This is a genomic window from Virgibacillus natechei (assembly GCF_026013645.1).
Lineage (GTDB): Bacteria > Bacillota > Bacilli > Bacillales > Amphibacillaceae > Virgibacillus_L > Virgibacillus_L natechei.
This window is the reverse complement of sequence record NZ_CP110224.1, coordinates 2993605-3017648: the sequence shown is the minus strand read 5'-3', so window position 1 is coordinate 3017648 and position 24044 is coordinate 2993605. Positions and strand designations below refer to the sequence as shown.

The window sequence follows — 24044 nt, the reverse complement described above, 5'->3', positions numbered from 1 at the left end:
CATTTTTTGGCAAACAAGTGAAATAAAGAATGAAACTCAGAGGGTGATAACAATGCAACATTCAGAGGGGGAGAATCCCGTTTTAGACGACGCTTATATTTATGTGTGCTCAAGTTCAGAGCTTGAAGAAGATGATTTGATTGAATGTAAAACAGGTGAAGAGACGATCGTGGTCGGCCGGGGAGAAGGGAAGGTTTATGCTGTTGAGGGGATATGTACACATGCCTATTCCGAGCTGGTCGACGGTGAGTTGGATGGAAACTGTCTAACGTGTCCGTTGCACTTTGCCTGTTTCGATATCCGTGACGGTTCCGTGCTGGAAGGTCCGGCAGATAAACCGCTCCGTGTCTATAAAGCTATCGAGTACGACGGATCCGTGTGGGTCAACTATGAAGGGAGCTGATGGCTTGTCTGATAGAGATATAACGATAATTATCGGAGCTGGAATTGCAGGGGTAAATGCCGCTGAAAGCTTGCGAAAAGAAGGTTATCAAGGGCGGATTGTGCTGATGGACAGCGACAGACAGATGCCTTATGACCGTCCGCCTTTGTCAAAGGAGTGGATGAAGGGGGAGACCGATGATGCAGGTATTTTATTGCGTGAACCTGCCATTTATGAAAAATTAGATATTGACTTGAATCTAGGTGTTGAGGTGACAGGAATCGATCCCGACCGTAAAACCCTCGATACGAAAAATGGTCCTTCCTATGAATGGGATAAACTGATACTTGCGACTGGATCAAGCTTACGAACATTGTCCATACCGGGAGATGATCTGGAAGGTATTTTTTATTTACGAAGGATGGATGATGCGCTAGCCATTAAAAACTATATGCAAGATGTGGAGCAGGCCGTTATTATTGGTGCTGGTTTTATCGGAGCCGAACTTGCCTCCTCTATGAGCGAGATGGGAATCGACGTTACGATTGTGGAAAGATCCGCTTCCCCGATGGAAAATATTTTTGGGAGGCAAGTATCAGCGTCTTTTCTGGATTTGCATCGACGTAACGGTGTTGAAGTGATTACAGAGGACGCTGTCACGCAGTTTAACGGGGAGGCGAAAGTCGAAGAAGTAGTAACAGCAGGAGGCAGGCGCATTCCGTGCCAGGCTGTCATGATAGGTGTGGGAGTGACACCGAATACGGGGGTGGCCCATCCGCAATTAGAGGCAGAAGGGGGTTATGCTGTTAATGAATATGGCGAGACATCGATCTCTGATATTTATGCGGTAGGGGATTGTACGTCATGGCCATACCAGGGCGCGCCCATTCATATTGAACATTGGGATCATGCCGTAAACCATGCCAAGACAGTCTCGTGGAACATAATACATCCGCAATCCACACCTTATACGTACACCCCGTACTTTTGGTCAGATCAATACAGTACCCGGTTCCAATATTTCGGGCATGCAAAAAGATGGGCCAAAACTGTTTTACGAGGGTCGATAGAATCGAATGCATTTACGGTTTTCTATCTGGATGATCAGAATATCGTTAGGGCCGCGTTCCTTTCCAACCAACCGAAAAATGCTTTGCCTGTAAGACGGATGGTACAGCGGCAAAGAGTGATAGATGTGGAGGCTTTGGCGGATGAGGGTATAGCTTTGAAAAAAGTTTAGTGATTGCAGGTATAAATGGTGCGGCAGTATGATCGTCCGTTGAACCGAGGTGCAGAATATAATCCCGGCCTATATAAAGGTGGGGATTATTTGACACTTACGTTTCTCATTGATTTGGTGCCTGTCACCACCCGAATTTTGGCGGTTTTTGTCGAATGAGTATGCTTGGTACGCAGCCGCTGAATGAAATGTTCTGAACGCTGGACTAGTCGGCCTGCGCGCGGAACAAACACCAGCGAACGCGGGATGAGATGCTCTGATAGTGGAACACATCATTACAAGCGCGGGAAGCGGATGCCTGTGCGCGGAACAAACGGCTGCATGTCCTGAAAAAAAGACCACCCAGTTTATGGCAGTCTGTAATGGGACAATGAACCTGTCCCTACGTCCCACCCATGGGGGTCACCACCTGAATATATCATCTCATTTTTATTGTTTTAGAGCTCCGTTCGCTTCTGGGATGTTATTCATGTCAAGGGCATTCATTTGACAGAAGTATTCCAGAAACTTTTTAGATTCTTTGATTTGCGCTTCATCCGTTTTTAATGCAATGATATCTTTTAAGATTTGAGCAGTCCAAACATTATCAAAATAACGATATTTACCAGAATTCCATTTCGTTCGATTAGGGTAGCTCTTATTGATATAATAATTCCAGAAGAGCATTTTCTCCGCTTCTTGATCCGTGAGCTCGATTCTAAACGCTGCATGGGATGGGATCATTCCATCATCGCTAAGATTGCCGGCAAACGTTTCATTTACCATGTAGAGGCCGAGAATCCGTCTTTCTGTTTCGGCTTGATCCGGCTCTCTTGCAGTCAGAAGACCTGCGCTGTTCGTACTCACCCGAGTTGCTCTGTTTGGCTGACCTTTACTTTTTCCGCTTTGGACCTTGCCAGTAAATACTTGCCAGTCGGTAAATACATTTTGTTGCTCTTCTTCGTCCAGCCAGAAAACAATTTGTGAGCTTTCATGAATTCTATTGTTCTTCAGTTTTTCCCTATGCCGACGTTCAAGCGCCTGCTGCTCTTTTTCTTCTTGACGTTTTCTTTCAAGGGCTTCTTCTTCTATTTCTCTTTTCGAAAGGATTTTCTTCAAAGATTTTGCAGTGTTCTGGTCATTTAGTGTGATAAATTTCCCAAAAGCATTAGGGTAAACAAATTTTTTAGTATCATTATTAAATTCAATAGTAATGAAAGATGCATCCTGATCCACGATATTTCCTTCACCAAAGACTTTATGAGTTATTTCTTCATTAATTAAATTCACTAACCCACGCTCCTTAGATAAAATATTTAGATGTTGACTTTGACAACAAAAATAGTTTTCAAATTAAAAAACCGCACTCAAACTGTCTGGAAGAAGTTGCGCACGATTATCGAAAACTGTTTCAAAACTATTCTAATTTAAGAATATCATATAATCTAAAAAAATGCAATTTTATGGTTGACAATGGTGGTTTTGTTATCGTATAATTATTTGTTTTAATATAAAAGTGATCACTCTGGGTGCCTGTCACTTCCCGGTTTTTGTCGAAGAATGCTAGAGTAATAGCATATGATAAAATGAAATAGCAACTGGAATATTGTGAGGTTGGTTGGTTGTTGCGCTTCTTGCAAAATACTTCCCGTAGTTGTAATTTTTATTCTTAACAATGAAAGCAATCATTAGGACGGCAACCACAATATTTTTTTATAACAAATGCAATGATATGGGGTTATTCAAATGAAGTATATTTTTGTGTTTATAAGTTTTTTGTTTCTTGCAGCTTGTGGTGAAGGTAATATTTCGGAACCGGATAACATGAATGAAAAAGTGAGGAATGTGAATTTTAAAGAAGTCTCTGAGCCGGAGTTAGATTTAGCGAAGTTTGATCGGGAGCCGAGTGAGTGGGGAGAGAATGTTACTGGAGTAAAGAATCGCTTCATCACGGAAGAGAACGAGATCGCTTTGACATTTGACGCATGTGGAGGCGATTTAGGAAATGGATATGATGAAGCGTTGATTGAATTTTTACGCGAAGCAGAAGTTCCAGCAACATTATTCGTGAATCAACGGTGGATATCAGCAAATAAGGAGATTTTTTTGGAATTGGTAGACGATCCACTTTTTCAAATCGAAAATCACGGGACAACACACGCTCCGCTTTCTGTTGACGGCAGCGAAGCTTGGGACATTCCGGGTACAGCTTCAGCTGAAGAAGTGTTTGCTGAGATTATGGATAACCATGAAACTGTAAAGGAAATTACGGGGCGTGATATGAAGCTCTTTCGGTCAGGTACGGCGTTTTACGATGAAGTCGCTGTGGAACTTGCAAATGCGCTGGGATATGAAGTTGTCAACTTTGATATTTTAGGAGATGCGGGAGCGACCTTTTCTGCTACACAAGTCGAACAAGCTTTACTCAATGCGGAGGCGGGATCCATTGCACTATTGCACATGAACCAGCCCAGTAGTGGTACCGCTCAAGGTGTACGTGCTGCGGTGGAAAAATTAAAAGCATCAGGATTTGAATTCGTACAGTTAGCCGACCAAGACCTGGAGTAAATTCTGTTTCCTGTCACTTCTTGGATACGTGTTTGATTTTATCGAGCAAGATCTGTCCATTTTACGGCTAGGCAGACTAATTAATATGTAGTAAGCCGGAACGTAAAAAATTTTAAAGTTCTGGGTGCCTGTCACTTCCCGGTTTTTGTCGAAGAATGCTAGAGTAATAGCAACTAGGGACGCAGGGACAGGTTCCTTGTCCCAGCGGTGTCTATTCTAATGAACCTCTCCAAAATCAACTCCACTGCAATTTTAGATTTTGTCTACAAAATAATTAGGCTGGAACCTCTATTTAAGACCTTCCCGTACTTAGCTATTCATCAAGCTGTGCACGATGAAATTTCCATAAAGTCTAATCTATTTTTGCTTCTTTTTTCTGCTTATGTCTGTTATTCCTCGTTTTTTGGATGATTTATTCGGGGATAATGAAGGACGTTAAAAATTAGGTTGGTTAATATTTACATAGAGAGAGTATGTTGCAAAACCTAAGGGAGCGAGCAAAAGGACCACCTGAACATGAACGACATCAATGTTCGGGTGGTCCTTTTTATCGCAAAACTTCCGATTGTCCCCTTAAAGAACCGTCCCCATCCTTCCCAAATATGATAAAATAGGTAGTGTGATCGTTTTCTTTTTACATATACGGTTATCCAAAAAAACAAGAACAACGAGAAATACGATACTATTTTTTGAGAGGTAATAGCATGAAAAAAGAATCTACCGTTTGTGTCGTTGGAAGTATTAATATGGATTTAACGATTTCTACAGAGAAAATGCCGGAACAAGGGGAAACAATTCTCGGGGGTCCTTTCGCTACATATCCTGGAGGAAAAGGTGCCAATCAAGCTGTAGCGGCAGCAAGGGTTGGAGCGAATGTGAACATGATTGGTGCTGTTGGTGATGATGCATTTGGTGTCACACTGTTAGACCATCTTAAAGGTGAAGGAATTAACGCGGAAGGAATCACAATGACGCACGAGGCAGCAACCGGGATCGCAACTATTATTTTGTCTGAAAATGATAATCGCATCATTGTTGCAGCAGGTGCAAATAACCATGTATTGCCAGAATTAGTAGACAAGCACCACGAACTGATTAAACACAGTGATGTGGTATTAATGCAGTTAGAGATACCGATGGAGACGGTCGCTCGTACGCTGAAAATCGCCGGGGAATATGATGTTCCAGTTGTCGTAAACCCTGCACCCTATCAGTCATTGCCAGATGATATATTAACGGAAAGTGCATTTTTTACACCAAATGAAATTGAAGTGGAGGCGATGAAAAATGATTCGCTCTTTGATTCGATACGGGAAAAGTTAATTATTACAAAAGGTGATGAAGGGGTGGCGTTTTATGATGATGGAGCCGATCAGTTTGTGCAGGGCTTTCATGTAGAGGTAAAAGACACAACCGGGGCGGGTGATACATTTAACGGAGCACTCGCCGCGTGTCTTGGAAGTGGACTGCCTATCGATGAAGCGGTTCAATTTGCGAATGCGGCAGCGGCACTTTCCGTGACAAAAGTTGGGGCACAGGGAGGCATGCCTACAAGCCGAGAGGTGGAGAAGTTTATTAGGTAGAAAGCGCGGGGGTGGCTCTTTTGCAGCCTCGTTTTAAGAGCTGAAAAACGGATTGAAGTATTTGAAAGTATCGGGATAAGAGTAACGAGTAACGGTAAAAAGTATTGACTAAAAGAGTTTATAGACTAATTTGTAAACACATAAACCCCAGTACTGTGAGTTGGTTGGGATCTGGTGTTTACTTTTTTGAAGAGGAGTATGATGGCTAAATATTGGGGTTGTAGATCAAAAGTGTAAGGCTATCTTCATTTATCGCTGCTGTAGTAATGGGGGGGACAATGAACCTGTCCCTACGTCCCCTACGTCCCATGTCCCTACGTCCCATTTTCCGAATGACTATAAGCAGATGACGTTTCATTTGATCAGGGGTTGGTTAAAATAATGGAAAAAGGAGGTTTTTTACATGGGATCGATGTCGGTATTAGGTGCGATTGTTATACTCACCGGATGGTTTGCGCTCGTTGAATACGATGAATATTCCGAGTCGGAACGTAAAAAAATTTTAGAACGAATTAAAAGTAGCCCTACCGCGATAATTGGGCTCGCTTTAATGCCTGTTGGGATCCTCATCAATGTGTTAGGAACCTTCATCGGCTCTATTTGGATGGTCATCATAGGGGCAACGTTCATATTTGTGCAGAGCATCATCGTTTCACTATTGTTCTGGAGAAGAAAACGCTGGAAAAGTATTTTGCTCCTTATTACAATGATTATACTAGGTGTTTTTCTATACATTCCATTGTTCTTTTAATTTCAACATCTATGATCAAACGTGCAATTCTATCTTCACTTATCGCTGCTGTAATGGGACAATGAACCTGTCCCTATGTCCCCCGCTCGAATAGTAAAATACCCCTATATAGTAGTCCGCTTTAATGGTATTATAGACATAATCAGACAATTTATATTCAAAAAATCAATGGGGGTGTGAAGCATGACTGTTGTTAATGTCAAGGACTTACAAGAAGGGGACGTATTAAAAAATGACCTCTTTAGAGGGGGAACGCTAGTTTTAAAAAGTGGGACTTCTTTAACCAAAGCAGTAATTTCAAAATTAAGACAATGGGATATTCCATCTGTTGACATTCGTAGTGCTCAGGATGAACATCATGTAAGTGACGAAAATGAGCAAGAAACAAACGTTGTGAACAACTCTCCTGATTCTGTACCCAGTGTATCGGAAATTAAAAATGATTTCTTTAATAACTTGCTAAAGATAGGCCAGGAATATCGTTATGGGTTTGCCCTGAATGACGCCGTTGATTACCAATGGTTAGAGGGTCTATTTATAAAATTTATGTCTACTGGAAAGATTTATAAATTACTAGAAAAATTAAAAGACTGGGATTATAATACCTATCAACATTCATTTGACGTCTTTATATTAGGCACATTATTCGCTAAAAAATTAAAAATTGATGATATTGAGCAGTTTGCAATTGGATGTTTACTGCATGATGTGGGGAAATTAGAAATACCGAAAAGCATTTTGGACAAATCATCTAAATTAAGCCAGCAAGAATACGAAACAGTAAAAAATCATACTATTTATGGATATAAAATTTTAAAGCAACAAGATTTCCCCGAATACGTGGCTAATTTAGCAAAATCTCACCACGAACGGGTTGAGGGAAGTGGGTACCCAGAAGGACTTAAAAATGCCGAAATCAAAGAAGAGATAAAGGCATTAGCTATAGTAGACGTGTATTCTGCGTTAATGATGGCACGTCCCTATCGTCATGCATATGGCTCTACAGTTGCGGAGACAATACTACTGAAAGAATGTAAAATGGTAGAAGATTATTACTTTTACACCTTTTTTAGAATGTTAGATATTTTTCCCTTGAATGCCATCGTAGAACTAACAACTGGGATTCATGCAAAAGTTATCGATACAAATGATAAAGTGCCATTTTACCCTGTTCTCGAAGATAGGTACAAGTCGAATCGAATTGAAATGCCGCTCGATCGATCGGTAAAAATTAAAAAGATAATCCGCTTTTAATGAAAAAGGAGTTATAAAAGTGTGTCATAACAATTGATTCAAATAGCAATTCTTTTAACAAGGGGTTATTCCCATCGAATATAAATTCTTAGACTTTCCTGAACGAGTGTGCGAAACCATTTGCATATTAGTTCAGGAAAGCTTTTATTTTTTGGTGTTCTATCAAGGAAAGAGGCTAGTTCTTTCATCTTCTGTTGAGTAAAAAGCATCATTGCTAATAAGTAGAATTAGACCGACATGGAGGTAATAGCAAGTACCTCTAACATTTCGACAAAAAACGCTAAAAACCGGGAAGTGACAGGCACCTCTACCTCCAAATTTATGTTAAAATGTTTTCATGCTAACGTAAAAGCTGAAAGGGGAATGGAATGAAATTAAAATCGTGGACGATCATGGCAACAATCCTATTCCTTATGGGATGTACAACTATACAGGAAGACCTCACACATGAGGAGATATTGGAGCGAACCATGGAAGAAATGAGCGAGGTGGAGAGTTATTCTTTTGAGATTACATCGGAACAGATAGATGGATTTGATAATGAAGCTGTATTCGATATTCAAGGGGAAAGACTTGTCACCCCATTCCGCGCTTCTATTCAAAGAGACATGGAAGTGATGGGACAACGGAGAGAAATGAAGTCGTATTACATAGAGGATATGGTTTATTATGAAGATTTTACAGCACCAGACTTCTTATTTAAATCAGAGAACGATGAGGAGCCTGACCATTTACTGGATGGATTAGAAGCACTTCATTCCAGGTTTGATCAATTAAAGGTTAGCGATGATGAGGATGATTACACCTATGAATATATGATCGAACAGGAAGAGGAGCAAGCATTTTTTTCTTCATTATACCCTTATTTTGTCATAACAGACCCAATGGAACAATCTATAAGCGACCTTTATTTGGATCGCAGTGACATAATCGATTTACATGTTAGCCTCACCGTGGATCAAGAAGATTTCCATGTGAAAGAAATGAATCTGGACTATGTGTTGAATTATGATTATGCTGATTCGGGTAATCCTACTGAATTATCTGAAACGATTGAAATGTCCTTTTCCAATTACAATGAATTGGATGATGTTCCTATCCCGGAGGAAGAAATAGAATCAGCTGTGACTTTCCAGGAACACATGGAAATCATGGAGGAAGAGCGGGAAAAGGAAAGAGAGGAACATGTTCCGGAAGTTATGGACGAAGAGCTTGGTAATTCCAGTGCTAATTTAATGTATGACGGGCATTGGGCAACGGATGATGAATGGATTTATTTTTCCAATAGAGGGAAAGGTTTACATAAGCAAAAAGAGGATGGCAGTGAGAGAGAACAGCTACTCGAAAATGATGTATCCCACATCAATGTGATAGGTGATTGGCTTTTTTTCATCGATAGAATGGAGGATAGTAAAGCCTACAGGATGAAAACGGACGGATCAGAGCGGGAACAAATCACCGAAACATACACTGAAAACTTAATTGTCGTTGATGACTGGATATACTTTATACCCGTTACGTATGAACCAGATGCGGAAAAAGCCGTCTATCGGATGCGCACAGATTTAACGGACCGTGAGCAGTTACTGGATAATGCCTTTCAATTCACCGTATCCCAAGGGTATTTAATTTTCCAAACGGAATACCCTGGAAACATCTCGTATCTTGATCTCAATCTCGGTGATACAGAAGCGGAGCCTGTTATGTTTGGAGGGGTTCATGCAAGGTTTTTCTTTGTTTCAGACGGCTGGCTTTATTATGAAAGTGCGGATGATGATTATATCTATCGGTTCAGCTTGGATAATGGGCAAACCGAACAATTGACAGAGACAGCGAGCTATGGATTTAACGCAGATGACAATCTTATTTTTTATCGAAATGTAGAGGATGACAGCAGTCTGTATAGGTATAATGTCGATACGGGTGAAAACGATAAATTAGACGATGGGGAAGTTTCTATCATGTATATCATTGATGAGTATTTGTATTATACAAAAGCAACAACAAGCAGGACACCACAATGGTATCGAGTGCATGTAGATGGCGAAACTATAGAGGAAGTGGATTAAGGACACAGGTACAGGCACCTATAATGCCAAGCAGCATATTTTAGCAGTCACATGTGTTAGACTTAAGAAAAACAGGAGAAGGGATTGATCTATCATGGAAAAGGTTACCCCATTTTTAATGTTTGAAGATGGTAAGGCAGAAGAAGCGATGAATTATTACCTATCACTTACGGAGGATTCGGGTATTACAAGCATAACTCGTTACGGAGCAAATGAAGCTGGGGATGAAGGTACCGTGATGCATGCGATATTTTCTTTAAAGGGGCAAGAATTCATGTGTATGGACAGTAATGTGAAGCATGAGTTTACCTTTACCCCTTCGTTTTCCATCTTTATCACGTGTGATTCGGAAGCGGAGATCAACAATCTTTATGAAAAGCTCCTGATGGATGGACAAGCACTCATGCCGCTAGATGACTATGGGTTCAGCAAGAAGTTTGGTTGGTTAAATGATCGGTTTGGTGTTTCCTGGCAACTGAATCTTCCGAGTAGATGATGTAATCGGGATCTACGCCATTCGTTCAATGATTTATTAGGATATAAATATACGTAACCCATTGGAGGGAAAGAACATGACAAAGAGAGATGAAATCAATAAGGAGTTGTCACAAGAACAACGTGAAGCATTACTTAACGCATTGAAAGCCCGTTTTGAGAAAAATATGAACCGCCATCAAGGTCTTGAGTGGGATGAAGTTCAAGCAAAGCTGGATACGAATCCTGAAAAACTGGGCTCGCTCCATGAAATGGAAAGAACTGGCGGTGAACCGGATGTTGTCGGGTTTGATGAAAGGGAGGGCGAATACATTTTTTATGATTGTTCAGCGGAAAGTCCTAAAGGTCGCAGAAGTGTTTGTTATGACCTTGCGGGGCTGGAGTCAAGGAAAAAATATAAGCCAGAAAATAACGCTATCGATATGGCAACTGCGATGGGCATCGAACTGTTAACGGAAGAAGAATATCGAGCGTTGCAGAAACTGGGGAATTTCGATACGAAAACGTCGAGTTGGGTGCAAACCCCTGCTGATATTAGAGAACTCGGCGGTGCCCTTTTTTGCGATTATCGTTTCGGACATGTCTTCGTATATCACAACGGTGCGTCCTCCTACTATGGTGTCAGAGGATTCCGTGGCTCGCTAAGGGTGTGAATTTTCATAGACAGCATTGTCCTGCTTGTATCTGGTATCTATGCGATAATCGTTGGAACTTTTCTTTCTATATTCAACTCGTGAGTAATCTTATTTTGAGTCGACAACATCGGAACTGAATAGATATAAGGGTATTAGAATGAAAAAATAAAGGGTTTTAATATGTTTGATCGAATTAAATACGATAAGGATGTATAGTTGTAAGTACTATAATGCGAATAAGGGGTTTAATTGAATATAAATGGCTTAAAATGCATAATAATGATTGGGACAGGTGTGCGCATTTAGAAACTAAAGTGGGATGTTGATGTACATGACAATGAAGAAGTTACAAAACTTTCTACGCGATGGCGAAAGCATAATTACGGAGTTTAAACAAAGTAGTGAAAAATTAAATAAGGATGTTTTTGAATCGGTTTGTGCATTTCTAAATCGGAATGGCGGACATCTTTTTCTTGGTGTTGCCGATGATGGGAAAATTACAGGAGTCAATGAAGATGCAATTGAAAAGGTGAAAAAAGACTTTGTGACATCCATGAACAACCCCCAAAAGATTAGCCCGACTTTCTATTTATCAGTTGAAGAAATTAAAATTGGGAAAAAACGTATACTTTATATCTTTGTCCCAGAAAGCTCACAAGTTCATCGGTGTAATGGTAAAATATTTGATCGAAACGAAGATGGGGATTTAGATATTACTGATAATACGAATCAAGTTTCAGCAATGTATATGAGGAAGCAGGGAACCTATTCAGAAAACCGCATTTTTCCTTTTGCAGAGTTATCGGATTTGAAAAGCGATCTTTTTATAAAAGTTAGAAAGTTAGCAGAGAACCAAAGAACAAATCATCCGTGGAAGTTGATGGATGATCTGGAACTTCTAAAGAGCGCAGGGCTCTATTTAAAGGATTTACAAAGTGGTAAGGAAGGAATTACCTTAGCAGCCATATTACTTCTTGGGAAAGATGATTTAATTATATCGGCCCTCCCACATTATAGAACGGATGCAATTTTACGAAGGGATGATATTGACCGGTATGATGACAGAGATGATATCAGAACGAATTTGGTTGATAGTTATGAAAGACTCATGCAGTTTATCGCCAAACATCTTAATGACAAATTTTATTTAGAAAAAGACCAGAGGGTAAGTCTAAGGGACACTATTTTCAGGGAAGTAGTATCGAATATACTTGTTCACCGTGAGTTTTCAAACCCTTTCCCCGCAAAGCTTGTTATTGAAAAAGAAAGAGTATTTGTTGAGAATAGCAATAAACCACATGGCAATGGAATCATTGACCCAGCTAACTTTTCGCCTTTCCCTAAAAATCCAACAATTGCCAAGTTTTTTAAAGAGATAGGCAGGGTGGATGAGCTTGGTTCCGGTGTTAGAAATATTTATAAATACAATAAAGTCTATTCTGGAGCGGATCCCGCTTTTATTGAAGGTGATGTTTTCAAAACGATTATTCCTTTGATCCCTAGGAATAGTGACCAAGCTGGTGACCAAGCTGGTGATCAAGTTAGTGACCAAGACGATAGAACTAAAGAAATTTTAGAGTTCTGCCAAAACCCTAAAAGCCGAAGTGAAATTCAGGAATTTCTGGGGATTAAGAGTAAGAGGTATTTTAGAGCGAATGTTATAAATCCTTTAATTAAAGGTGGTTTAATAAAATTAACCATACCAGATAAACCCACAAGTCCAAAGCAAAAATACCAGACTGCTAACAGATAGGGTTTTAGGATTTAAGGCTGGTGTTTTTTATGGTGTTCCAGATACCAGAACAATTCACTTGTGGGAAAACAATTTAGAACTCACCTAATTATCACGATCGATTTAAGGTACCAATTCAAAGTTGGAGAAAAACAGGCTTGCTGAGTATTGGTTGATGAAAAGTATTTTATTAGTCGGATGCATCCTTCAGAAAAGATAAAGAAGTCGAGGTAATAGCCCAGCCTTTAAAAGGCTTGAGACTAATGATATCGAAGTCTGTATTTGAAGTTGGAGAATCGAAGGCAAACTTCCGTAAATAAGATTGATACTTCATTTTGGTACCTATTATTATAGTCGGTTACAGGTTTTCTTTGGCAGTGATACAGATATATACGATATATGCGCAAATGTAATAGGGATTGTTGTTGCGGTAGGTCTTGATCATTTACGGAGGAAAGGTCATGTGGAAGGTCGATAGAAACATCAAAATAGGTGGGCTAGCTGAGTTTATGAAGCACTCAGCTTATTTTTGCTGTCTGAACATGATTTTGTTATGATGTTTCTGATTTCTCAGAAATATGGATGGGTAGGATTTTATTACATCTATGAGCAAAAGTACAATTGCCATTTTCACTTATTGCTGCTGTAATGGGGGACAATGAACCTGTCCCTACGTCCCCCCGTTATAGTAGCGAACTGATTAATCAGAGGCATAATAACGGGGATAAAATTAATTTGAAAAAATCTGTGAAGTTATCTGTGAAAGGAAATAGTAGAATAAAAGGAAGGAAGATTTTAGTTTAGCGAATCATTAAAATCCGTATAGCTTTTTTACAATCCCAATCTCCCGCTCATTTTTGGTGGTTCTATCCCATAGAAGGTCATTGTCTGCTTTATATGCATTTAATAGCTCCATGACTTCCGCGTGTCGTGTTTCACTTTCACTTTTCATAGTAGCTTGCTCATCTTTCATAGAAGTGAGATCACTTTTCATAGTAGCTTGTTCATCTTTCACAGAAGTAATATCACTTTTCATAGAGGTCTGTTCCTCCATTATTGTGTCTACAGTATTAATTAACTGGCCAATCATTCCTTCTAACCTATCAAAACGTTTATCTATATGGTTAAGTTCATCCTGGGTCATCTTCTCACCTCCTTTCAACTATTATACCTCATTTAAATCGTTTGGGCTATGGGTATTGTCGAATGATAGAAATCTCGTATTTCCTAGAAAGATGATAGAATTCCACCCTGCTTAAACCTGCTTAAAGAAAGGCGGAGATCGATAATAAATCAAAATATAATCTAAAAAGAAAGTGCTTTTGGAGTTGATAACGCTGTAGAGCAGCGAGGATTTGAACCCGAGGACTTCCTTATTGCTTCTGTATTGGGACAATGAACCTGTCCCTCCGTCCCCCCGTCAAAAGGTCGGTCGCAATGACCCATGTCCATGTGGCAGTGGGAAAAAATATAAGAAGTGCTGTGGGGCGTAGTATAGCATACGAAATCTTGCAAAAGAAACGGAAGGGTGGAAGGCTTCTCGAACGAATCTCCAGTTCCGAATACAAGGATACGTTTATCTTAAAGGAGGGGGGAGGATAGTACGCTCATGCGGTTGGTCTTTGTTTTTTTGATATTCATAAGTGATCGTACTGAATGATAAATAACTAGAGCAGCGAGGGTCAGTAAGCATACCCCTGTCAAGTAGACACTAATAGGCGAGGGTCAAGCTGCTATTGTATGTTTATAGTTGATAGGTGCTTGACCGCCTAATTTCTTCTGGCGCCGGCGGTGATTATAGAGATCCATATAATCATCAATTACCCGGCGTATTTCTTGTTTTGTTTTTGGTTTATGTATGCGCATAGATTCTTCCTTCAAACGTCCAAAAAAACTCTCAATTGGGGCGTTATCCCAACAGTTAGCTTTTCGTGACATGCTCTTAACCATATCGTTTTCTTCTAGAAGGTTTGTGTAGGCGTGAGACGTATATTGATGTCCCTGGTCACTATGAATCATCGTTCCATCTACACTACCTTTTTCTAAAGCTTTGTTAAGGGTTTGGACCACAAGGTCATTATCATTATGTTCACTGACATGATAGCTCACGACTTCTTTTGTACAAAGGTCTAAAATGGTTGAAAGATACAATCGTGTGATACCTGTTGATAAATATGTGATATCCGTTACCCATTTCTCAAATGGCTTCTTCGCTCGGAAATCCCGATTTAATACATTCTGGGCTTTATATCCTTCATGCTTATACCGTACCTTTTTCTTAAATATTTGAGCTTGAATTCCTAGTTGTTTTTGTAATCGATAGACACGTTTATGATTCACTTTTTTAAAATGAATATCATTTATTTCTTCCGTTAATCGTGGATAGCCGTATGTGTGATTAAATAAATGATCAAAATGAACGATTAAATCTTTTATATGTTCATCTTCCTTCTGTTTCCTCGTAAGAGATTGGTTTTGCCTGTTCCGCCATTTATAAAAACCACTTCTTGATACAGAAGCGATGATACAAAGGCCTGTAACACTGAAAGTGGATGTTAGTTCTTCAATGATCTCATAACGTTGATTCTTTTTTAATCGGAATCCCCCTTCCTTAAGGCAATTAACTTTTTTAAATAAGCATTCTCCGCTTCTAAGAAAGCAATTCGTTCATTGCTTTCCTGCGGATCTTCCCACCGATCTGTAGAGATTTCGTTCGTTTTTCTTTTTGTGTTCTTCTTTTTGGTATTCGTGTTTTTAGGTATAGGTGTAAAGGCTTCATCACCTCTTGATTGCTTTTCTTTCACCCAACGTCTAACGCTCTCATCAGAAGAAATATCAAAGAATCTCGCCAGGCTAAGATAACCGAGTCCAGGGTTATCATTGTAATATTGAACTACTTTATTTTTAAATTCTTTGGAATACCGTTTTTGTTTAGTCACGATTCATCACTCCTATAGGCAACGTAACACCCTCATTTTCAGTGTGTCTACTATAAGGGGATAATCTCACAGACTCCGAGGACTTAGAAAAAGACATGCTTTGGTTTTATTAGATCTATGATCAAACGTACAATTGCCATTTTTACTTATTGCTTCTGTAAAGGGGACAATGAACCTGTCCTTCCGTCCCCCGAGTTTTTTAGTGTTACATATATTTTTCGAAAAAACATTTAACCTTTCTTTAATCGTGCCGATATAAGTAGTACATCATCATGATGAAGAAATGTTATGGCCATAACATGAGGAATGCATGCAAGCCAAATGGATGTGACTTGCTAGAATACAAAACATGGAGGTAAGGAAATTATGATTATTAACAGTAATATTTCGGCGTTAAACACACATCGACAAATGGAAAGCAACAACAATGCGGTACAAGGATCTCTAGAAAAACTTTCTTCAGGACTTGGAATTAACAAGGCCGGGGACGATGCTGCTGGTCTAGCAATCTCTGAAAAAATGCGTGGACAGATTAATGGATTGGAAATGGCATCTAAGAATGCGCAAGACGGTATTTCTCTAATCCAAACTGCTGAAGGTGCATTGAATGAGACACATTCAATTCTCCAAAGAGTACGTGAATTGACAGTTCAGGCAGGTAACGATGGTACACAAGATTCGGATGACTTACAAGCCATTCAAGATGAAATTGATGCCTTAGTTGAAGAGTTAGGTGGAACAGATGATAGCCAAGGTATCTCTGACCGTACTCAGTTTAACGGAAAAGATTTGTTAACAGGTGACTTTGGAGAAGGTCAAACTGAACTCGTATTCCAAATTGGTGCAAACGAAGAACAACAATTAAGAGTTAATATTGGTGATATGTCAGCTGAAGGTTTAGAATTGTATAGTGGAGATGAAGGCTCAATTGATGTAACTAATTTTGCTGAAGAAGAAGGTGCATTCGATAATGCACTTGGCTTAATCGATGATGCAATCACCACTGTATCAAGCCAGCGTTCTAATCTAGGTGCTACACAAAACCGTCTAGATCACACAATTAACAACCTTGGAGCTTCTGCAGAAAACTTAACTGCTGCAGAATCTCGTATTCGTGACGTTGATTATGACTTAGCTGCTGCATAAGCAGTAAAAGTCACAGTCGTCCTAACTGGTAACGGTTAGTGAGTACGACCGGGTGAATTGCTGGAAACCCCTTAGAGCTTTCTTCTCCACAACGTAGCTGGAAATGGCAAGCGTGAAGGAATTAAAAAGAAGAAGGATTGGGCAATCAGCAACCAAGCGCCTGTGGCGAAAGCCTGGCGAAGGTTCAACGACTAGAATAAACCACCTAACGCACATGCCATGGTGATGAAATTCGTAGGTGAAAGAGGAACAGCTTGGACCTCTGAATCCGAAGTGCCCGGCCCCTACTAGAGTATAGAGGGTGAAGATATAGTCTAGTCATTTGTTAAAGCAAATGGCCGCACGATGGCGGCAGAAATGATGGAGTTCACGAAGAACAATATCCTTTCACAAGCATCACAATCAATGTTAGCTCAATCCCAACAAATGCCTCAAGGAGTTTTACAACTTCTGCAGTAATTTGATGGGAAGGGCGTCTAATCTGGTAACGGGTTAGAGAATAACTGGGTGAATTGCTGGAACATCCTAAAGTGTTTTGTACCACAACGTAGCTGGAAACGGCAGACGTGAAGGTTTGAAAAACAAAACAATGAAACAATGGACAATCAGCAGCCAAGCACCTGTGGCGAAAGCCTGGTGAAGGTTCAACGACTAGAATGCACTGCCTAACGTGAATACTATGGCAATGAGATTCGTAGGGTGATGAAAGCATCATTCGAAGTGCCCAGCCCCTTTGAAGTTGAAGGGTGAAGATATAGTCTATTCTACGATTGAAAGATGTAGCGGCAAAGCAAGCCAACCAACAACCACAGGGAGTATTGCAGTTATTGCAATAAATTTTTCAATTTTATTAAAGGCTTCGGATCAACATATTCCGGAGCCTTTTCATTTAAAACTATTTAAGGCGGTGAAAACAATTGGATGATGATATTTTGCAAGTTATTCGAGCGCTTCGTGATGGCTTTAGAAAAAAGAAAATAACTAATAAAATATCAGGTAGAAAATTGGAATTGCATTTAGGTATCGAAGTGAATGGTCGTTCTTCAGTTGGCCATGAAATTGATATAAGTATTATTGAATGTAAGCAAGCAAATGATGCTAGAAATAAAGGGAAAGGATTTAATGTTACAGGATTTGATATTCCGTTAACAATTGAATGCAAAAATTATAATAAGGAGAATCTAACGAAACAAATAGGGAGAGAATGGTTAGGCGTTTGTTTTGATACAGAGCGGGGTGTTAATCAAAATTTTCATAGAATTGGAATGTTTGTTACATCCAGTAATTCCAGTGATGTTAAGACCTTACTGGCAGCATATAATATATTTTACTTTGGTAACATGACCAAATCTAGCGAAATAAATAACTTTACATATACTTTTAATAGCCTCTTACAATATTTTAAATAAAGAAGGATGGGGTATACAACCAAAAGACTCTAAAAAATTAATAAGTCCCCCAACTCAAACCTCTACACTACTAAGGAGGAAACCAAAAATGTACACAGAGACCTGCCCACACTGCGGAGCTAATTTAATAGAGGATGCCTGGGAGGATATCACCGAAACAGAAGATGGTGGAATAGAAATTGACGCTTACCCTGCCCTAATATGTGAGGAAAAGTGTGGCTACATGAAGCGTATTGAACTTGTCCCTGAAGTAATTGCACAACAAGGTGAAGACCGATTGTTATTAGCATATCCAAATCAAGAAGGGAGAATTTTTGATGTAGGTGAAGCGTTATTACACCCTCCAGTGCATGTGGAGGAGTTGACTGCTTTAGAGAACTGGGAGGACTATACAGGCAATCATGATATCGAGAAACTACTTGAAATTGCCCGCGACATCCGCGTTGCTGATATTGACACACCAAACCTGTTTGAGTTTGCAACAAGTGAGTTGTCACAAGACGCATTCCTGTGTTGGTTCATGTCCTGGAGCGAGAAGCCTTATCGTTCATTAGACAGGTCATTACATGAAGCAGCGATTGATTTTCTTGCTGTCATTTTTAATAGACATAACATTCCTGTTCCTGATATAAAGTCTATAAAAATAAAGCGTCAGTTCAAAGAACTTGATATTCTAGCTATTATCAATGACACATATGCCGTGTTGATTGAAGATAAAACCAATACCAAAAATCATTCTAACCAGCTGGTGCGTTACCGAAAAGCAGTGGAGAAGGCATTTCCAGAACTAATTCAATTACCGATCTACTATAAAATAGCTGATCAGAGCCATTACCGTTCGGTTGAAAAAGCATGCTATGTTCCATTTAAGCGAAGGATGATGCTTGAAGTATTGAAAAGGGGAAAAGCAAATGGTGTAAAAAATCCGATCTTCCTTGATTATTATCGTCATTTACAAAAACTGGAGGATAGCATTGCTGCTTTTAGAAAAAAGCCTATCACGACATGGGGCGCAAATCAATGGCAGGGATTTTACCAGGAAGTTCAAAAACATATTGATGGAGGTTGGGGGAAAGTATCCAATCCTAGGAAGGGATTCTGGGGTTTCTGGTGTAGCTCGCTAAGAAACGGCTGGTACTTGCAGCTGGAACAGGATAAGCTCTGTATCAAAATAAAAATAGAAGGTGAAGCTAATAAGCGGGCACGAAGACAAGCAGCCATGAAAGAAGTATTGCGGGAATCGAACGAACAAAACCTAAAACTTCAGAAACCAGCAAGGTTAGGAAACGGTAAAACAATGACCATTGCTCAGCGAAAAGACTATATTCAAACCAATGAAGAGGGAATAATAGATTTAAAAAGAACGATTGAAGAATTGAAGAGGTATTAGAGCTATTGGTGTCAGACCTGGTCAGACCCATAGCCACACAGGCGAATCAACAGCATCAGGGAGTATTGCAACTCTTTCAATAACAAACATGACAGAAGTCACGGTCGGTTGATCGTGACTTCTGTTTACATTTTTATGAAAATTCACATCTAAAAGAATAGCTAAGAGACTTGAAAAGATCTTTAGTATTGGCTAGAGGACTCTTGCTTCAGTACAAATATACTGGTTGACGCAGTCCGTAATATCTCGTCTTATAGCTCCATTAAGCGCAGATCTGTTAATTATTCTATCCCATTCCTTTAAGTTATACTTGAGTGTACATGTATGAAAATTAAATTCACCTTTTATAGGCTTTTCATCTTTTGAAGATCTTATGTGTAGTTCGAAAGGATATACGGGATGGCTAATTTCCTTCGTTAAGAGTTCTACAGTAAATTGCATTATAATTACACCTCTTTTCTTAGTTAATTGTATCTTTAACAGTGTATATAAACAAAGCTAGTGACATAGCACATAAATACTTGTTAGTAAGCACACGGCCTAAAAGCAATAATAATCAAATGATTCTTATTAAATTTCTTTCGTTTTCTTCTTTGTTTGTCTCTTTGCTTTAACAAGTCGACTTAGCTATTCAAAAAGAATTTCAAGGAGCGCCTGCTGAAATATCAGCCGAGGCACTCAAAATCTTAGAAGAAGAATATGAACCGCGCTTCAATATTCTCTATAAGGAAAGCGTATTTAGTCCTGCGTTTTTTCGTGATTTTTTTACTCTCATTCCTTCAGATCGTCTTAAAGTAGAAGCTGCTATTGTCAATTTAAACTATTCCTATGATCTACATATATCAAAAGTAAGACCCAATACGGTAGAGACTCGATCAGGAGTTACTATAAATGAGTTTCCGTTTGGTAAAGAAGGTAGAATCTACATAAAAAAAGACAAGAAGGTGAATTTTCACCGGATAAGCAGAACAAAAAATGGTAGAGGGAAACTTGATCAAGATCGGGTAATTACATGGTTAAAAGCAAATATGTGATGTAAGAACCATCGGACACATTACCGATGGTTCTTACCAAATCAATTAATTTTTAATTGATGAAAGTCATTTGTAAAATCCTCACTAATCATACTCCACCTTATTCAAAACCTCTTGCTCTTCAGCCAAATAAATAGCGTACGGAATGGCATGTTGTGCTACATCAAATTCATAGTAATTAATGCCAGGCTTATTGACATTAACCTCAATAAGACTCAGTTGCATTTCTTTGTCTATGGCCAAGTCTAAAGCCACTTCACCTAAATTTTCTTCATATAGACCTTCAAATGAGTAAGTGATTTTTTCAGATAAGCTCTCTATTAGCTGCTCAATATACGCGACATTTTTCTTTCCATAGTTTCTCTCTAAAAAACCGGACAGTTTGCTCATATAACCGCCTTTACTGGCAACTAAAACAGCAGCATGATTGATACCAACTCTAGGGTAGCTTTCTACAGATGACCACTCACCATTTCCGTCTTTCATCATGTGTACTCTAATATCAAACGGTTGCCCCTCTTTTGTTCGTGTTTCTATATATTTTTGTACAATAAAGGTTCCTTTTTTGAGCAAATCTCTTAGATATTGAGTAAGCATCATTTCATTGTAGTGGGACTCATTTTCACCTTCCGCTACAAAGTAATCATCAATTGTAGACTTTGATATAAAATGAACACCCTTTGCGAAAGAACCGACGTCAGGTTTAAGAATCACTTCTCCATAATGTTCAATATAATGAAAAATGTCCCTTACCCGATGAACTTTTTGATATGGGATAATGGTATCGTCAAGTTCTTTTGTCGCTTGCAGTTTATCATAAACTTCTAGTTTACTTATCGAATTTCCATAAAATTCGTTTGTAAACGGAATATCTTGTAGTTCCTCGTATACCTTCGTATACCCCTTTATTCCCCTTAATCGAAGTCGATCATAAATAACATCTGGATATTCAACCACTTTAGGCACCCATTGCTTATTTTCATAAAAATAACCTCTAATGAGCATCTCATCATAATCGATATCTTTTGGTGAAAAATAATAAAAATGTTTATTTTCATAGTAGGCAACGTAAGCACAAGCAATTGTTAAGTTATTAATTTCGTTTTGATTTACCAACATACTGATGCATAGGCAGTCATCTAAATTAGCCCATGGTAAATCAGTGTTTTGCGCATTAAATTGTCCTTTTACATTTAGTTTTTTATCAAATTCATTTGTAAAGAATAGCCCGTTATTGGCAATGTATTCAGCATAGGCTATTGTGTTTATCGCTCTGTCCCCTTCATGATGAGTGGACTGTGGGCCTGTATTTACTTCATGAAGCCAGAAACGACCATTTTTATCAATTGCCAAGTCAAGACCTAGCTCATCCAATGCTAATCCATATAATTTGTCAACATGCCATGTAAGATCCATGGAAAGCTTGCGTATGTCTGATTCATATTGCTTAGATGAATCTCCAAATTCATTAGCAAATAATGTTCCGAGTTCTTCTGTTCTTCCGCCTTGACTAACGTTACTGAGAATACTTTTTTTGTGCCCGATACGTGGATATATTCTTGTTAACTGCCATTTTCCTTCCCCATCTTTTTGGACATGTGCTCGAATATCATAGGGTTCTTCATCTTTTGTACGGCATTCAATATAACGTTGTACCATATAGCTGTTTTTTTTCCTTAAAATGACCTCACGAATCCATTTTTCGAACTTTTCGCGGCTAAGAATTTGCTCCTTTTTATGCTCTAAAAAAGAATAGCGATTGCCTTTTTTCTTAACAAAATAAATGTTTTCTCCTTTCCTCCCTCTTAAAGGCTTGAAAACAGCGGTTCCGTATTTGTTTAAAAAGTCATGAATAATTGTTTCATCTGAAGCAATTTTAAATCCCACTAACAACTCGGCAAACTTTCCCGATTTAGCTAATTTTCTAGGTAGATGAAGCTTATTACCAATGGAAAAGCTTGTAAATGGAATTTCTCTTCTAAGCTTTCTTTCTGTACGAGAGTACTGCATGCGAGACTTTGATCCTATATTATTGATGACATCAGGAAATGGGCCGGTCACTCGCTGCCATTCATCATTATCAAATACATCTGCTGTTACCTGCTTCTTATCAAAATCGACATCATCTGAGGAGAAGAAAAGTAAATTAACCTCTTGCCGTTCCGCTTCATTTACTAATGCATTAATTCTTGCCTCAGTGTATGCTTTACGTGGGTTAGTAGGGCATAAATAGACTCCTATTGTTACACTTTGCTTTTGTTCAATATTTCTATTGCTTTCAAATGTTTGCTTCCATTTTCGGAGTTGAGGCATCAGCGAGAATTGTACGATTTCAGATACCTTTAAGAAATTGCCTTGTTCCAATTGCTTTGTAATTAAATTGATACTCCTCTCAATTTTTTCCCCTTCTGCTTTTCCTTTTGTTGATTGTGTTGAAGCCAAAATCTGGTCTACTGCTTCGAACCCATTAACAATCGAACTCAATATATATACACTCTGATTTAATTCCTTTTTCTTTATCAACGTAGAAAAATGCTCTGTAGCTTCCAGCAAAGTTTCCATGATATTTAGCACTTGTTTAAGCTGCTTATCTTCTAACACGGTCATTGGGGACACTCCTTAGTAATCTAATAGACGTATAGTATTATTATCGGATAAATACAAGGAAATTGAAGGAGTAGTGTAGGATTTGGGTGATTTTGGAGGAGAGATGTGATTTTAACGGTTAGGAACCTATAAAAACGTACAACCTCACCGCCAATCCAAAATTCGACATTCCGTTATAGGTATAACCGTACATCTATGCTAAAATTAAATTATAAGATCAGGTGCCTGTCCCCCACCACTTTTAAGCGCTAAAGTGAAATAACTAGAATGAGCAATACTAGAGGAAGTTAATTCCATTGATTCTTGTAGCTTCTATTACTGTGCTAATGTGAATCTGAAATAAAGTGGATATTTACACCAATGAAGATGAAGTAATAGATTTAACAAGAACTATTGAAGAATTGAGAGGTATTAGGAGTAGATCTCGTTTCCCTATATTTTTGATTAATATCCTTCACGTTGTCTTCATTCTTTTTTTGAATAATAAGTCTTACATTGTATTATGTAATGCCTTTCATTATAATTGTAATGAAAGGCATTACTACTTAATAAACATATATATGTCCTAAGAGGTAAATCTTGAGCATGACGATGAAATCTTCATATAACATTATCTCGCGGTGAATGATTTGAAGAAAATAAATTTGAATGACCTCATAGAATGGATAGATACAATCAAGCCCGAAGCAGAACGAACAGTGATTAGAAATCAACCATCAGAAAGACTTCTTCGTACACGTGTAAGAGATGAAGAAGAGCAAAAAATCATTGATATACTTTGTATTAAATGCTGGGAGCGGGCGGAAGTGGTTTTATGATTTCAATTGTAGA

At 38.8% G+C, this 24044-nt stretch carries 19 protein-coding genes and 2 pseudogenes; 16 read left to right on the top strand and 5 right to left on the bottom strand.

The window, feature by feature from the left end; all coding sequences use genetic code 11:
- The first annotated feature begins 52 nt into the window (after positions 1–52).
- Positions 53–403 (top strand): Rieske (2Fe-2S) protein, encoded by a 351-nt coding sequence (locus OLD84_RS15360; protein WP_209463907.1) that lies wholly within the window; start codon positions 53–55, stop codon positions 401–403.
- Entirely contained in the window at positions 390–1622 is a 1233-nt protein-coding gene (locus OLD84_RS15355; protein WP_245301632.1) for an NAD(P)/FAD-dependent oxidoreductase, read from the top strand. The genes OLD84_RS15360 and OLD84_RS15355 overlap by 14 nt, the downstream gene beginning before the upstream one ends.
- Before the next feature lie 429 nt (positions 1623–2051).
- Here OLD84_RS15355 and OLD84_RS15350 read toward each other — a convergent pair whose 3' ends face one another.
- Positions 2052–2891: a malate synthase gene (locus OLD84_RS15350; protein WP_209463908.1), complete on the bottom strand. Its 840-nt coding sequence runs from the start codon at positions 2889–2891 to the stop codon at positions 2052–2054.
- A gap of 456 nt (positions 2892–3347) precedes the next feature.
- Here OLD84_RS15350 and OLD84_RS15345 point away from each other — a divergent pair, with 456 nt between their 5' ends.
- The 8 genes from OLD84_RS15345 to OLD84_RS15310 all read left to right on the top strand — a co-directional run bounded on the left by OLD84_RS15345 (position 3348) and on the right by OLD84_RS15310 (position 12709).
- The gene (locus OLD84_RS15345; protein WP_209463909.1) at positions 3348–4169 is read left to right on the top strand and encodes a polysaccharide deacetylase family protein; all 822 of its coding nucleotides are present in this window, start codon (positions 3348–3350) and stop codon (positions 4167–4169) included.
- Between the two features lie 704 nt (positions 4170–4873).
- Positions 4874–5752, top strand: coding sequence for a ribokinase (rbsK, locus tag OLD84_RS15340; RefSeq protein WP_209463910.1), 879 nt, complete (start codon positions 4874–4876; stop codon positions 5750–5752).
- A 403-nt stretch (positions 5753–6155) separates the two neighbouring features.
- Entirely contained in the window at positions 6156–6503 is a 348-nt protein-coding gene (locus OLD84_RS15335; RefSeq protein WP_209463911.1) for a hypothetical protein, read from the top strand.
- A gap of 183 nt (positions 6504–6686) precedes the next feature.
- Positions 6687–7757, top strand: a complete 1071-nt coding sequence (locus tag OLD84_RS15330; protein ID WP_209463912.1) for an HD-GYP domain-containing protein — start codon at positions 6687–6689, stop codon at positions 7755–7757.
- A 368-nt stretch (positions 7758–8125) separates the two neighbouring features.
- On the top strand, positions 8126–9826 hold the full coding sequence (locus OLD84_RS15325; RefSeq protein WP_209463913.1) for a DUF6612 family protein: 1701 nt from the start codon (positions 8126–8128) through the stop codon (positions 9824–9826).
- A 94-nt stretch (positions 9827–9920) separates the two neighbouring features.
- Positions 9921–10322, top strand: a complete 402-nt coding sequence (locus OLD84_RS15320) for a VOC family protein (RefSeq protein WP_209463914.1) — start codon at positions 9921–9923, stop codon at positions 10320–10322.
- A 76-nt stretch (positions 10323–10398) separates the two neighbouring features.
- Positions 10399–10974, top strand: a complete 576-nt coding sequence (locus tag OLD84_RS15315) for a DUF4256 domain-containing protein (protein ID WP_209463915.1) — start codon at positions 10399–10401, stop codon at positions 10972–10974.
- A gap of 313 nt (positions 10975–11287) precedes the next feature.
- On the top strand, positions 11288–12709 hold the full coding sequence (locus OLD84_RS15310) for an RNA-binding domain-containing protein (RefSeq protein WP_209463916.1): 1422 nt from the start codon (positions 11288–11290) through the stop codon (positions 12707–12709).
- 790 nt (positions 12710–13499) lie between these two features.
- Here OLD84_RS15310 and OLD84_RS15305 read toward each other — a convergent pair.
- A complete protein-coding gene (locus OLD84_RS15305) occupies positions 13500–13832 on the bottom strand; it encodes a coiled-coil domain-containing protein (protein WP_209463917.1) in 333 nt (110 codons plus the stop codon).
- Positions 13833–14094: 262 nt separating this feature from the next.
- On the opposite strand from OLD84_RS15305, the pseudogene OLD84_RS15300 reads away from it, so the two are divergent.
- Positions 14095–14181, top strand: a pseudogene (locus OLD84_RS15300) (SEC-C metal-binding domain-containing protein); the annotation flags it as partial.
- Between the two features lie 232 nt (positions 14182–14413).
- On the opposite strand, the gene OLD84_RS15295 reads toward OLD84_RS15300, so the two are convergent.
- Positions 14414–15256, bottom strand: coding sequence for an IS3 family transposase (locus OLD84_RS15295; protein ID WP_264917501.1), 843 nt, complete (start codon positions 15254–15256; stop codon positions 14414–14416).
- A 23-nt stretch (positions 15257–15279) separates the two neighbouring features.
- Complete coding sequence (locus OLD84_RS15290; RefSeq protein WP_264917226.1) at positions 15280–15627, bottom strand: transposase; 348 nt, start codon at positions 15625–15627, stop codon at positions 15280–15282.
- Between the two features lie 366 nt (positions 15628–15993).
- On the opposite strand from OLD84_RS15290, the gene hag reads away from it, so the two are divergent.
- The 4 genes and pseudogenes from hag to OLD84_RS15270 all read left to right on the top strand — a co-directional run bounded on the left by hag (position 15994) and on the right by OLD84_RS15270 (position 19572).
- Positions 15994–16773 (top strand): flagellin Hag, encoded by a 780-nt coding sequence (hag, locus tag OLD84_RS15285; RefSeq protein WP_209464743.1) that lies wholly within the window; start codon positions 15994–15996, stop codon positions 16771–16773.
- Between the two features lie 345 nt (positions 16774–17118).
- Positions 17119–17232: pseudogene (locus OLD84_RS15280) on the top strand (flagellin); the annotation flags it as partial.
- A gap of 458 nt (positions 17233–17690) precedes the next feature.
- Positions 17691–18182, top strand: coding sequence for a hypothetical protein (locus OLD84_RS15275; RefSeq protein ID WP_209464742.1), 492 nt, complete (start codon positions 17691–17693; stop codon positions 18180–18182).
- Between the two features lie 88 nt (positions 18183–18270).
- A complete protein-coding gene (locus OLD84_RS15270; protein WP_209464741.1) occupies positions 18271–19572 on the top strand; it encodes a PD-(D/E)XK nuclease family protein in 1302 nt (433 codons plus the stop codon).
- A gap of 1118 nt (positions 19573–20690) precedes the next feature.
- On the opposite strand, the gene OLD84_RS15265 is transcribed toward OLD84_RS15270, so the two are convergent.
- Positions 20691–23213, bottom strand: coding sequence for a YheC/YheD family protein (locus tag OLD84_RS15265; protein ID WP_209464740.1), 2523 nt, complete (start codon positions 23211–23213; stop codon positions 20691–20693).
- A 629-nt stretch (positions 23214–23842) separates the two neighbouring features.
- Between OLD84_RS15265 and OLD84_RS15260 the strand changes: the two genes are divergently transcribed.
- Complete coding sequence (locus OLD84_RS15260) at positions 23843–24031, top strand: hypothetical protein (RefSeq protein ID WP_209464739.1); 189 nt, start codon at positions 23843–23845, stop codon at positions 24029–24031.
- Positions 24032–24044: the final 13 nt, after the last annotated feature.